Source organism: Thioalkalivibrio sulfidiphilus HL-EbGr7, assembly GCF_000021985.1.
Lineage (GTDB): Bacteria > Pseudomonadota > Gammaproteobacteria > Ectothiorhodospirales > Ectothiorhodospiraceae > Thioalkalivibrio_A > Thioalkalivibrio_A sulfidiphilus.
The window spans coordinates 2,031,721-2,044,073 of sequence record NC_011901.1 but is presented as its reverse complement, the minus strand read 5'-3'; the positions used below and the strand labels follow the sequence as shown (position 1 = coordinate 2,044,073).

At 66.3% G+C, this 12,353-nt stretch carries 13 protein-coding genes and 2 tRNA genes; 12 read left to right on the top strand and 3 right to left on the bottom strand.

The features are described 5' to 3' along the window. Positions 1–103 precede the first annotated feature (103 nt). Positions 104–520, top strand: a complete 417-nt coding sequence (locus tag TGR7_RS09620) for an FHA domain-containing protein (protein WP_245522972.1) — start codon at positions 104–106, stop codon at positions 518–520. Between the two features lie 162 nt (positions 521–682). On the opposite strand, the gene TGR7_RS09615 is transcribed toward TGR7_RS09620, so the two are convergent. From TGR7_RS09615 to TGR7_RS09605, 3 genes are read right to left on the bottom strand one after another with little or no spacing between them, the layout of a single operon-like run. Continuing rightward, positions 683–1,279 (bottom strand): Maf family protein, encoded by a 597-nt coding sequence (locus TGR7_RS09615; protein ID WP_012638477.1) that lies wholly within the window; start codon positions 1,277–1,279, stop codon positions 683–685. Beyond that, positions 1,276–3,105, bottom strand: coding sequence for a sodium-extruding oxaloacetate decarboxylase subunit alpha (gene oadA, locus TGR7_RS09610; protein ID WP_012638476.1), 1,830 nt, complete (start codon positions 3,103–3,105; stop codon positions 1,276–1,278). The genes TGR7_RS09615 and oadA overlap by 4 nt, the downstream gene beginning before the upstream one ends. A 16-nt stretch (positions 3,106–3,121) precedes the next feature. Continuing rightward, a complete protein-coding gene (locus tag TGR7_RS09605; RefSeq protein ID WP_012638475.1) occupies positions 3,122–4,540 on the bottom strand; it encodes an acetyl-CoA carboxylase biotin carboxylase subunit in 1,419 nt (472 codons plus the stop codon). A 152-nt stretch (positions 4,541–4,692) separates the two neighbouring features. Between TGR7_RS09605 and TGR7_RS09600 the strand changes: the two genes are divergently transcribed. The 11 genes from TGR7_RS09600 (at position 4,693) to TGR7_RS09550 (ending at position 12,339) form a co-directional block, all read left to right on the top strand. After that, positions 4,693–5,229: a YceD family protein gene (locus TGR7_RS09600; protein ID WP_012638474.1), complete on the top strand. Its 537-nt coding sequence runs from the start codon at positions 4,693–4,695 to the stop codon at positions 5,227–5,229. A gap of 56 nt (positions 5,230–5,285) precedes the next feature. Beyond that, on the top strand, positions 5,286–5,474 hold the full coding sequence (gene rpmF / locus TGR7_RS09595) for a 50S ribosomal protein L32 (protein ID WP_012638473.1): 189 nt from the start codon (positions 5,286–5,288) through the stop codon (positions 5,472–5,474). 132 nt (positions 5,475–5,606) lie between these two features. Beyond that, positions 5,607–6,635, top strand: a complete 1,029-nt coding sequence (gene plsX / locus TGR7_RS09590; protein WP_012638472.1) for a phosphate acyltransferase PlsX — start codon at positions 5,607–5,609, stop codon at positions 6,633–6,635. Beyond that, positions 6,632–7,600: a beta-ketoacyl-ACP synthase III gene (locus tag TGR7_RS09585; RefSeq protein WP_012638471.1), complete on the top strand. Its 969-nt coding sequence runs from the start codon at positions 6,632–6,634 to the stop codon at positions 7,598–7,600. The genes plsX and TGR7_RS09585 overlap by 4 nt, the downstream gene beginning before the upstream one ends. Positions 7,601–7,692: 92 nt before the next feature. Beyond that, on the top strand, positions 7,693–8,160 hold the full coding sequence (locus TGR7_RS09580; RefSeq protein WP_012638470.1) for a CYTH domain-containing protein: 468 nt from the start codon (positions 7,693–7,695) through the stop codon (positions 8,158–8,160). 81 nt (positions 8,161–8,241) lie between these two features. Next, positions 8,242–8,904 (top strand): response regulator, encoded by a 663-nt coding sequence (locus tag TGR7_RS09575; RefSeq protein WP_012638469.1) that lies wholly within the window; start codon positions 8,242–8,244, stop codon positions 8,902–8,904. A gap of 62 nt (positions 8,905–8,966) precedes the next feature. Next, positions 8,967–9,623 carry a uracil-DNA glycosylase gene (locus TGR7_RS09570; RefSeq protein WP_012638468.1) on the top strand — a complete coding sequence of 219 codons (657 nt, stop codon included), beginning with the start codon at positions 8,967–8,969 and terminating at the stop codon, positions 9,621–9,623. 19 nt (positions 9,624–9,642) lie between these two features. Next, complete coding sequence (gene uvrC, locus TGR7_RS09565) at positions 9,643–11,472, top strand: excinuclease ABC subunit UvrC (protein WP_012638467.1); 1,830 nt, start codon at positions 9,643–9,645, stop codon at positions 11,470–11,472. Positions 11,473–11,478: 6 nt separating this feature from the next. Further along, a complete protein-coding gene (gene pgsA, locus TGR7_RS09560) occupies positions 11,479–12,036 on the top strand; it encodes a CDP-diacylglycerol--glycerol-3-phosphate 3-phosphatidyltransferase (RefSeq protein WP_012638466.1) in 558 nt (185 codons plus the stop codon). A 75-nt stretch (positions 12,037–12,111) separates the two neighbouring features. Further along, positions 12,112–12,187 (top strand) — tRNA-Gly (locus TGR7_RS09555). 78 nt (positions 12,188–12,265) lie between these two features. After that, a tRNA-Cys gene (locus TGR7_RS09550) sits at positions 12,266–12,339 on the top strand. The last annotated feature ends 14 nt before the right edge of the window (positions 12,340–12,353 follow it).

Genomic DNA, 12,353 nt, shown 5'->3' with positions numbered 1-12,353 from the left:
CTTGGCCGATTTTTTCTGCTTAAGTTCACAGAAAATGGCCTTTGTCCGCGCGCATACTCTATCTCAGTGAGCAACTGAGGTAGGCCAAACGATGAAACACTTCATGCAGTCCTCCGACGACGGTTACAACGAGGCTTCACCGACCCAGCAGATCAGCGCAGAGCGCGTGCGGGCCATGTATGACCTGACCGCGCGACTCTCCCTGAGCTACGAGGGTGTCGAGCACTGGTTCACGGCCAGCTCCCGGGTGTTCGTGGTGGGCCGCAACCTGGACTGCGATCTGGTGGTCGCGGTACCCGTGGCTTCCCGGCACCATGCCCGATTCATCTACCGCAAGGGCAAGTTCGTGGTCATTGACCAGAGCACCAACGGCACCTATGTGCAGCTCAAGGGCAACGACCAGGTCTGCCTGCTCAACGGTGAGGAGTTCCCCCTGGTGGGCGAGGGCGTGATCAGCCTGGGCCGTCCGGTGGAGGACGGTGACCCCCACCTGATCCATTTCCGCATCCCGGGCCGCTGAAGCGCAAACGGGATGGACACGCAAACGGGCCGCCCTTGGGCGGCCCGTTTGCGTTGGAGGGGCGTAGGTTGGGGTGAGCGCAGCGAACCCCAACAGGCGATGTCCCGACCGATTCCCCATCGTTGGGGTTCGCTGCGCTCACCCCAAGCTACCGCACTGGGGCTAGGCCGAGTCCTTCCCGCCCAGCACCGCCACGCCTTCCTCCCGCAGCATGCTTACCAGGGTGATCAGGGGCAGGCCGATCAGGGCGGTGGGGTCATCCCCCTCCATGCGCTGGAACAGGGCGATGCCCAGGCCCTCGGACTTGAAGCTGCCGGCGCAGCCGTAGGGCTGCTCCCGGCGCAGGTAGTGCTCGATCATGGCCGAGTCCAGGGTGCGAAAGTGCACGGTGAAGGGCACGGTGTGGATCTGGGCCCGTCCGGTCTCGGCATTGAGCAGGCACAGGCCGGTGTGAAACACCACGGAACGGCCCGAGGCGGCGCGCAGTTGCACCACGGCCTGCTCGTGGCTGCCGGGCTTGCCCAGGATGCGACCGTCCAGCTCCGCCACCTGGTCGGAGCCGATGATCAGGGCCTCGGGATGGTGCATGGCCACGGTCCGGGCCTTGTCCCGGGCAAGCCGGGCCACCAGGTCGGTGGGGGATTCGTCGGGCAGGGGGGATTCGTCCACCTCGGGCGAGTGGCACTGAAACGGCAGTTGCAGGCGCTCCAGCAGTTCCCGGCGAAACGGCGAGGAGGAACCGAGGATCAGGGGCCTCACTCGATCTCCACCAGGGTCTCGTCCGGGTTGACGCTGTCGCCCTTGGCCACGTGCACCGCCTTGACGGTGCCGTCCACCGGGGCCTGTACCTCGGTCTCCATCTTCATGGCCTCGAGCACCAGCACCGCGTCACCGGCCTTGACCGTGTCGCCTTCCTTGACCAGCACGTCGGTGATGCTGCCGGGCATGGAGGTGCTCACGTGGCCGGGCTTGGTGGCCCGGGGGCGCTGGCTGCCCTTGCCGCGGGGGCGGGGCTGGGCGGTGTCGCCGCCCTCGGCGGACACCAGCAGTTCATCCAGGGTCTCCACCTGGATCTCTTCGGGCATGCCATCCACGGTGACGTAGAAGGGGCGCATGTCCTCGCGCTTGTGGCCGGTGCCGGTGACCTTGATGTGGTAGGTCTCGCCATGCAGGGTGACGCGGAATTCCACTGGCGCGGCCTGGTCCTCCTTCTTGCCGCCGTTGGCAGGCAGCAGGGGTTCGGGCACCAGGTGGCCGTCGCGGCGCTGCTGCAGGAACTCCCGGCCCACCTCGGGGAACATGGCGAAGATCAGCACGTCCTCCTCGCTCTGGGCCAGCTCGCCGGCCTGCTCGCGCAGGTTCTCAAGCTCGTCGTCCAGCAGGTCGGCAGGGCGGCAGTCGATCACCTCGGCGTTGCCGATGGCCTTCTGCCGTACCACGCTGTTCACCGTGCCCAGGGTGCGGCCGTAGCGGCCCTGGAGGTAGAGCTTCACCTCGTTGGTGATGGTCTTGTAGCGCTCGCCGGTGAGCACGTTCATGACAGCCTGAGTGCCGACGATCTGGGAGGTGGGGGTGACCAGGGGCGGGTAGCCCAGGTCCTCGCGCACCCGGGGGATCTCCTTCATCACCAGGTTCATCTTGTCCAGGGCGCCCTGTTCGCGCAACTGGTTGGCCAGGTTGGAGATCATGCCGCCGGGCACCTGGGTGGTCTGCACCCGGGTGTCGATGCCGGTGAACTCGCTTTCGTACTGGTGGTATTTCTTGCGCACCTCGTGGAAGTAGAAGCCGATCTCCTGCAGGGCCTCCAGGTCCAGGCCGGTGTCGTACTCCGTGCCCTTGAGGGCCGCCACCATGCTCTCGGTGGGCGCGTGGCTGGTGCCGCCGGCGAAGGCGGACATGGCGGTGTCGATCACGCTCACGCCGTGCTCGATGGCCTTGAGGTGGCACATCTCGGCGAGCCCCGAGGTGGCGTGGGTGTGCAGGTGCACGGGTACCTTGACCGCCGCCACCAGCTCGCTCACCAGTTCCGCGGTGGTGGACGGGGTCAGCAGGCCGGCCATGTCCTTGATGGCGATGCTGTCGCAGCCCATGTCCACCATCTCCCGGGCCATGGCCACGAACTGGGCGATGTTGTGCACCGGGCTGGTGGTATAGCTGATGGTGCCCTGGGCGTGCTTGTTTTCCTGCTTCACCGCCTCGATGGACACGCGCAGGTTGCGGGTGTCGTTCATGGCGTCGAAGATGCGGAACACGTCCATGCCGTTGGCGGCGGAGCGGGCCACGAAGCTGCGCACCACGTCGTCGGCATAGTGTCGGTAGCCCACCAGGTTCTGGCCGCGCAGCAGCATCTGCAGGCGAGTGTTGGGCAGGGCCTCGCGCAGCTTGCGCAGGCGCTCCCAGGGGTCTTCCTTGAGGAAGCGCACGCAGGCGTCGAAGGTGGCGCCGCCCCAGACCTCCATGGACCAGAAGCCGATCCGGTCCATGCGCTCGCATATCGGCAGCATGTCCTCGGTGCGCATGCGCGTGGCGATCAGGCTCTGGTGGCCGTCGCGCAGGGTGAGATCGGTGATCATGATCTTGGACATGGCGTTACCTTATGGCTTACAGGCCCTTGTGGGCGGCGATGGCGGCGGCGATCACGGCCGCCAGTTCACGGACCGGGCGGCGCACCGAGTAGTCGGTGAGTTCCGGGTGGGCCTCCACGAAGCCCGTGTCGAAGCGCCCTGACTGGAATTCCGCGTTGCCGAGGATCTCCAGGTGATAGGGGATGGTGGTCTTCACGCCGAACACACCGATGTCCTGAAGTGCACGGCGTGCGCGGCGGATCAGGCTTTCCCAGTCCAGGGCCCAGACGATGAGCTTGGCGCACATGGAGTCGTAGTGGGGCGGGATGTGGTAGCCGGTGTAGATGGCGCCGTCGGTGCGCACGCCCGGGCCGCCCGGGGCGAAGTAGCGGGTGATACGCCCGAAGCTTGGCAGGAAGTCGTTCTTGGGGTCTTCGGCGTTGATGCGGAACTCGATGGCAAAGCCGCGGCGCTGCACCTGCTCCTGGGCGTAGCTCATGGGCAGGCCCGAGGCGATGCGGATCTGTTCCTGGACGATGTCCACGCCGGTGATCATCTCGGTGACCGGGTGTTCCACCTGCAGGCGGGTGTTCATCTCCATGAAGTAGAAGTTGTCCTCGTGATCCATGAGGAACTCCACCGTGCCGGCGTTCTCGTAGCCCACCGCCCTGGCGGCGCGCACCGCCAGCTCGCCCACGTAGGCGCGTTGAGCATCGCTCAACTGGGGGGATGGGGCGATCTCAACCAGCTTCTGGTGGCGGCGCTGGATGGAACAGTCGCGCTCGAACAGGTGGATGGCGTTGCCGTGGCTGTCGGCCAGCACCTGCACCTCGATGTGGCGCGGGTTGATGATGGCCTTCTCCATGAAGATCTCGGTGTTGCCGAAGGCCTTGGTGGCCTCGGAGCGCACCCGCTCGTAGTTGCTGCGCAGCTGGGCCGGATCGTCGCAGCGGCGGATGCCGCGCCCGCCGCCGCCGGTGGTGGCCTTGAGCATCACCGGAAAGCCGATCTGCTCGGCCAGGGCCAGGGCCTCGTCCACGCTGGCCAGGTTGCCCTCGCTGCCGGGCACCACCGGCACCCCGGCGGCGATCATGGAACGCCGCGCCTGGACCTTGTCGCCCATGGCGTGGATCACCTCCGCCGAGGGGCCGATGAAGCGCACCCCGCGCTGGGCGCAGGTGCGGGCGAACTGGGGGTTCTCGGACAGGAAGCCGTAGCCGGGGTGGATGGCATCACAGCCCACGGCCCGGGCCACGTTGACCATGCGGTGCACGTTGAGATACCCGGCCAGGGAATCGGGGCCGATGGAGTAGGCCTCGTTGGCCTTCTTGACATGCAGGCTGTGGCGGTCCGCGTCGGTGTACACGGCCACCGAGGTGATCCCCATTTCGGCGCAGGCACGGATGATGCGCACGGCAATCTCGCCGCGGTTGGCAATCAGGATCTTGCGTATCACGGGGTGCCGCCACCTTGGGAATACGGGGCCCGAAAACCGGGTGATCCCGGAGTATCCGTGATTTACCGTCGGCATTTCAAGCCAAGCCCCGGATTCACAAGGCAAAATCGTCTTTGACAGCGGACTGTCCCGGGGCGTAAAATTGCCCGCTTATGTTCGACGCGTTGCCCGACTGGATCGACCCGGCCCGGCTGTCCGCCAGGGCGGGTGAGGTGGCGGGTACGTTGCCCCTGTCCCGCTTGCCCCGGCTTTCCGGGGAACTGCTGGATACCGAAGGGGAGGCCAGCGCCCGGTTTCACTTCGACAGGGCGCCCGGCGGTGGTGACCGGGTACGTGGACACGTCCAGGCCACCCTGCACCTGCGCTGCCAGCGCTGCCTGGAGCGCATGGACCACCCTGTGGACCATGACTTCGAGGCCCGCCTGGTGGCCGATGAGAAGGTCCTGGAGACACTGCCCGATGACCAGGACGCGGTCTGGGTGGAGGAACGGGGCCTGAGCCTGCACGGTCTCCTGGAAGAGGAGCTGCTGCTGGCACTGCCGGTGGTGGCCCTGCATCCCGAGGGCAGCCCCTGCGCCGAGGGCGGACACCGGGAGTTCGCCGACGGGGATATCTCCCGCAGCCGGCGCGAAGTCGACAACCCATTCGCTGTCCTGAAGGGACTCAAGACAGACGAGAACAAACCCTAGCCCGGTCATGGTGACCGGGGACTGGTTCAAGCTAACGCTCTACGGAGATCTTTATCATGGCAGTTCAACAGGCCCGTACCACCCCCTCGAAGCGCGGCATGCGTCGTTCCCACGATGCGCTCAAGAACGCTGCGCTCTCCATCGAGCCCACCACCGGTGAAGTGCACCGTCGGCACCACATCAGCCCCGATGGTTTCTACCGCGGGCGCCAGGTGATCAAGGCCAAGGAGCAGGACGAGGAATAAACCCCTCGCCGCTTCGCTGAACGGGAGGCACGGCCGCCCGTTCAGCGCCTCACGCAAGATGTAACCAGACATCGCGGGATGGACACATCCCGCGTCGTCATTTACGGGCAGGCGAAAATCGTCGACGACTGAATGAGCGGACTCTTTACCATCGCACTGGACGCCATGGGCGGTGATCACGGCCCGGGTGTCGTGGTCCCGGCCGCGGTCGGGGCACTGGGCAAATACCCCGATATCGAGCTGGTACTGGTGGGTGATGAATCCATGCTCAGCGCCGAGATCGCCCGCCACCCCGTACAGCCTTCCGAGCGGCTTCGCATACACCACGCCAGCCAGGTGGTGGGCATGGACGAGCCCCCCGCACAGGCCCTGCGCAACAAGAAAGACTCCTCCATGCGCGTGGCCATCAACCTGGTCAAGGACGGCAAGGCCCACGCCTGCGTGAGCGCCGGCAATACCGGCGCGCTCATGGCCACCGCCCGCTACGTGCTCAAGACCCTGCCCGGCATCGACCGCCCGGCCATCAGCACCGCCATCCCCTCCATCCACGGCCACACCCACATGCTGGACCTGGGCGCCAACGTGGACTGCACCGCGGAACACCTGTTCCAGTTCGCGGTGATGGGCTCGGTACTGGTGAGCGCCGTGGACAACAATCCCAGCCCCAAGGTGGGACTGCTCAACATCGGCCAGGAAGAGATCAAGGGCAGCGACCAGATCAAGGAAGCGGCGCGCCTGCTGGAGGCCAGCAACCTCAACTACATCGGCTTCGTGGAAGGCGACGACATCTTCTGCGGCGACGTGGACGTGGTGGTCTGCGACGGCTTCGTGGGCAACGTCTCGCTCAAGACCAGCGAGGGCGTGGCGCGCATGGTGTCCCACTTCATCCGCGCCGAGTTCAAGCGCAATCTGTTCAGCCGCTTTGCCGCGCTGTTCGCCATGCCTGTACTCGGCAACTTCAAGAAGCGCATCGATCCGCGCCTGTACAACGGCGCCAGCCTCCTGGGCCTGCAGGGTATCGTCATCAAGAGCCATGGCGGTGCCGACGCGTTTTCCTTTGAAAACGCCATCCGCATCGCCCGCCTCGAGGTGGAGAAGAACATCGCGCAACGCATCGACAAGCAGCTGGAACAGCTGCTGACGGAAAGGGAAGCATCGTGACCTACGCCCGGATCACCGGCACCGGGGGCTGTCTCCCGGAGAAAATCCTCACCAACCACGATCTGGAAAAGATGGTGGAGACCACGGATGAGTGGATCCAGGAGCGCACCGGCATCAAGAAGCGCCACGTCGCGGGCCCCGAGGAGACCACCTGCGACCTGGCCGAGCGGGCCGCGCGCCGCGCCATGGAGATGGCCGGGCGCAGCAGTGCCGACATCGACCTGATCATCGTCGCCACCACCACCCCGGATCGCGTGTTCCCCAGCACCGCCTGCCTTCTGCAGAAACGCCTGGAGATCCACGGCTGCGCCGCCTTCGACGTGCAGGCGGTGTGCACCGGCTTCGTCTACGCCCTGGGCGTGGCCGATCGCTTCATCCGCACCGGCGGCGCGAAGTGTGCCCTGGTGGTGGGTGCCGAGACCCTGTCGCGCATCGTGGACTGGACCGACCGCACCACCTGCGTCCTGTTCGGCGACGGCGCCGGTGCCGTGGTGCTGGAGGCCAGCGAGGAGCAGGGCATCCTCTCCACCCACCTGCACGCCGATGGCCGCTTCGATAACCTGCTGCATGTGCCCAAGGGCATCTCCACCGCCTACAGCGAGGTGCTGGCGGGCGAGGCCTACATCGAGATGAAGGGCAACGAGGTCTTCAAGGTGGCGGTCAACACCCTGGGCCGCATCGTGGACGAGACCCTGGAATACAACGATATCGACCAGGCGGAGATCGACTGGCTGATCCCGCATCAGGCCAACATCCGCATCATCCAGGCCACCGCGCGCAAGCTGAAGATGCCCATGGACCGGGTGGTGGTCACCGTGGACGAACACGGCAATACCTCCGCCGCCTCCATCCCCCTGGCCCTGGACGTGGCCGTGCGTGACGGGCGTGTGCGCCCCGGGGACCTGCTGATGATGGAGGCCTTCGGCGGCGGCTTCACCTGGGGCTCGGCCCTGCTGCGGTTCTGATCAGCCGTCCAGCGGTTTCCCGCTGACCGGATCAGGTAGAATACCCACCGTCCCGACCGGGCCGCGACGGCCCGGCCAACACGAGACGATCCATGGGCCTGGAAATCGAACGCAAGTTTCTGGTGGTGGGCGAGAGCTGGAAGAAAAGCGTCTCTCGGCGCATCCACTTTCGTCAGGGTTACCTGTGCGGCAATCGCCACGCCTCCATCCGTGTGCGGGTGACCGACGAGGACGCCCGGCTCAACATCAAGAGCGCCACCCTGGGCGTCGAGCGTGAGGAGTTCGAGTATTCGATCCCGCCCGAGGAGGCACGGCGCATGCTGGAAGCCCTGTGCGAGGGCCCGTTGATCGAAAAGACCCGGTACTTCGTCGAACATCAGGGGCATGTCTGGGAGGTGGACGTGTTCGAGGGCCGCAACGAGGGGCTGATCGTGGCCGAGATCGAACTCTCCGCAACCGACGAGGTCTTCGATCGACCGGACTGGGTCGGCCAGGAGGTCTCCCATGATCCGCGCTATTACAATACCAGCCTGGTCAAACATCCTTTCTGTGAATGGTGAACCGCCGACCGTGAAACATCTCCGGGCAAACCGTCATCAAACCTCCACTCGCCGCACCTCGGGTGCGCCGGGGGCCGGGGCATGATCGACGTCCTGCTGGTGGACGATCACGAACTGGTTCGCATGGGCATCCGTGGCCTGCTGGATGAGCGCGCCGCCGTGACCGGTATCCAGGTGGTGGGCGAGGCCCACTCCGGCGAAGAGGCCCTGGTGGAGGCCAAGCGCCTCAAGCCGGACGTGGTGCTCATGGACATCAACATGCCGGGCATAGGCGGGCTCGTGGCCACCCGGCGCATCGTGGAGGCCCAGCCGTCGGTAAAGGTGCTGGTGCTCACCGCCATGGATGAGGGTCCCGTGCCCCGCTGGGTGCTGGAGGCCGGCGCCAGCGGCTATCTCACCAAGGGTTGCCGCATCGAGGAGATGATCGCCGCCATCCAGGGCGCCATGCAGGGCGAGCGCCATATCAGCCCGGCGGTGGCCCAGCGCCTGGCCCTGGGCGGGCTCGCCAAGGGCCAGGCCAACCCTTTTGATGAACTCTCCGGGCGGGAACGCCAGATCCTGCTGATGATCCTCCAGGGCCAGACACCCCAGGCCATCGCCACCGCCCTGAACATCAGTCCCAAGACGGTGAGCACCTACAAGTGCCGGGTCATGGGCAAGCTGGGTATCAGCAACGACATGCAACTGGTGACCCTGGCCGCGCAGCATGGTCTGATCGCTTCCCGGGAAGTGGGCGACAACTAGCAGGCTAGCCCCAGGCCTTCTGTCCCGGCCGGCAGGGCCCACTGCCGTGGTAGCATGACGCCATGGAAACCCACTTCGATCCCCACTGCACCCGCTGCCCGCGCCTGAGCGGGTTTCTGGCCGACCTGCGCCAGAAACACCCCGGGTATCACAATGCCCCCGTGGCGCCTTTCGGTGATCCCGAAGCCCGGCTGCTGATCGTTGGCCTGGCCCCGGGCATGCACGGCGCCAACGCCTCGGGACGGCCCTTCACCGGCGACTACGCCGGCATCCTGCTCTACGAGACCCTGCACCGCTTCGGCTTTGCCAGTCGCCCGGAATCGGTGTCCGCCGACGACGGGCTGGTGCTCAGTGATTGCCGCATCACCAACGCGGTGAAGTGCCTGCCGCCGGCCAACAAGCCGGAGACCGGCGAGGTGGTGTGCTGCAACGATTACCTGGCCGTGGAACTCAGGGGCCTGCCCCGGGACGCGGTGGTCCTGGCCCTGGGCACCATCGCCCACAATGCCGTCCTGCGCGCCCTGGGGATCAAGGCCAGCGCGCACCGCTTCGGCCATGGCGCCGAACATGAACTCGACGGCCTGACCCTGATCGATTCCTACCACTGCAGCCGCTACAACACCCAGACCCGGCGCCTGACCCCCGAGATGTTCCAGGCGGTGTTCGCCCGCATCCGCGAGCGGCTGCCCGAAGCGCTGGCCCGGCAGCGGCGCGCCTGACAACCGACCCCCGGCGTCCATGAGCGAGCAGTACGAGGCCGCACCCTTCGATCCCGCCAGCTTCCTGCGCACCCTGACCCATCGTCCGGGGGTGTACCGGATGCTGGGCGGGGCGGGGGAGGTGCTCTACGTGGGCAAGGCCAAGGACCTGAAGAAACGGGTCGCCAGCTATTTCCGCAGCAACGTGAGCAGCGCGCGGATCCGCTCCATGGTGAGCCAGATCCACAACATCGAGGTCACCGTCACCCGCACCGAGGCCGAGGCCCTGCTGCTGGAGAGCAACCTCATCAAGGAGCACCGGCCCCGCTACAACGTGCTGCTGCGGGACGACAAGAGTTACCCCTACATCCTGGTCACCGACCACGCCTTCCCGCGCCTGACCTTCCACCGGGGCGCGCGCAAGCCCGGCGGCCGCTACTTCGGCCCCTATCCCTCGGCGGGGGCGGTGCGCGAGACCCTGAACCTGCTGCAGAAGCTGTTCCTGGTGCGCCAGTGCGAGGACAGCTTCTTCCAGAACCGCTCCCGGCCCTGCCTGCAGTACCAGATCCGGCGCTGCACCGCGCCCTGCGTAGGGCTCGTCAACGAGGCCACCTACCGGCAGGACGTGGAACACGCGGTGCAGTTCCTGGAGGGCAAGAGCGAGGCGGTGATCCGCGACCTGGTGGTGCGCATGGAGCAGGCCTCCGAGCGACTCGCCTTCGAGGAGGCGGCCCGTTACCGGGACCAGATCACCCGGCTGCGACAGATCTCCGAGCAGCAGTACATCAGCGGCGCGGGTGGCGACGTGGACATCATCGCCTGTCACCAGGCCTCCGGTCAGGCCTGCGTGCAGGTGTTCTTCGTGCGCGGCGGACACCACCTGGGCAACAAGGCCCTGTTCCCCAGCGTGCCCGAGGACACCAGTGCCGAGGAACTGATCAGCGCCTTCCTGGCCCAGTATTACCTGAGCCGCGAGGTGCCCGCGGAGATCATCCTGAGCCATGTCCCGGAGGACGCGGAGGTGCTCACGGAGGTGCTCGGTGAGCGCCGGGGCAGGGCGGTGAGCCTGAGCTGGAACGTGCGCGGCGAGCGGGCCCGCTGGCTGGAGATGGCCGAGCGCAACGCGGAACTGGCCCTGCGCACCCGGCTCGCCAGCCGCGCCGGCATGCGCGAGCGCCTGGAGGCCCTGGCCGAGGCCCTGGACCTGGACGAGTTGCCTTCGCGGATGGAGTGTTTCGACATCAGCCATACCCAGGGAGAGCTCACCGTGGCCTCCTGCGTGGTGTTCGATGCCGAGGGGCCGGTGAAGTCCGACTACCGGCGCTTCAACATCGAGGGCATCACCCCTGGGGATGACTACGCCGCCATGCGCCAGGCCCTGCAGCGGCGCTACACGCGCCTCAAGGAGGGCGAGGGGCGTCTGCCGGACGTGCTGTTCATCGACGGCGGCAAGGGCCAGGTGCGCCAGGCCCTGGAGGTGCTGGAGGAACTGCAGGTCCAGGGGGTGAGCGTGGTGGGCGTGGCGAAGGGGGCGGACCGCAAGCCGGGGCTCGAGACCCTCGTGTTGAGCGACTCCGAGCGCCCGACTATACTGCCGCCGGGCTCCAGTGCCCTGCATCTCATCCAACAGATCCGCGACGAGGCGCACCGATTCGCCATCACTGGCCACCGCCAGCGACGTGCCAAGGCGCGCACCGCTTCTCCCCTGGAGCAGATCCCCGGCATGGGCCCGAAGCGTCGCCAGCAGTTACTCAAGCATTTCGGCGGGCTGCGCGGCGTGAGCCGGGCCGGCGTGGCCGAGCTGTCCAAGGTCCCGGGCATCAGCCGGAAGCTGGCACAGCAGATCTACGACAGCTTTCATGAAGGCTGAATCTCGATGACATTGAACATACCCAACCTGCTCACCTGGCTGCGCATCGCCCTCATACCCCTGATCGTGGTGGTGTTCTACCTGCCCGTGTCCTGGTCCGGGCCGGCCAGCGCCGCCATCTTCGCCCTGGCGGGCCTGACCGACTGGCTGGACGGGTACCTGGCGCGCAAGCTGGGCCAGACCTCCCGCTTCGGCGCCTTTCTCGATCCCGTGGCCGACAAGCTGATGGTGGCCGCGGCCCTGGTGCTGCTGGTGGACAAGATGGGCGGTGTGCTGCTGGCCGCCGCGGCCATCGTCATCATCGGCCGGGAGATCGCCATCTCCGCCCTGCGGGAATGGATGGCGGAAATCGGTCAGCGGGGCAAGGTGGCGGTCTCGAGTCTGGGCAAGGTGAAGACCACCGCGCAGATGGTCGCCATCTTCCTGCTGCTCTATCAGCAGCCGGTGCTGGGGTATGACCTACACACCCTGGGCCTGGTGCTGCTCTACGCGGCTGCTGCACTGACCCTGTGGTCCATGATCCAGTACCTGCGCGCCGCCCTGCGCAGGGTGAACGCGGCCTGACGCAGGCAGCTTCATCCTTGCAAGAATCCCCCCTTGACACAAAACTGCAAGGATCCATAGAATACGCGCTCCCAAGCGGGAATAGCTCAGTTGGTAGAGCACAACCTTGCCAAGGTTGGGGTCGCGAGTTCGAGTCTCGTTTCCCGCTCCAGATTCTCAAACCTCGGTTCTGCCGAGGTTTTTTGTTTTCGGGACAGGGGTGCTATGATTTGCGCCTCTTCCCGCACCCGGCTGGGTGGCAGAGTGGTTATGCAGCGGCCTGCAAAGCCGTGTACGCCGGTTCGATTCCGACCCCAGCCTCCACTTTTCCCTGATGT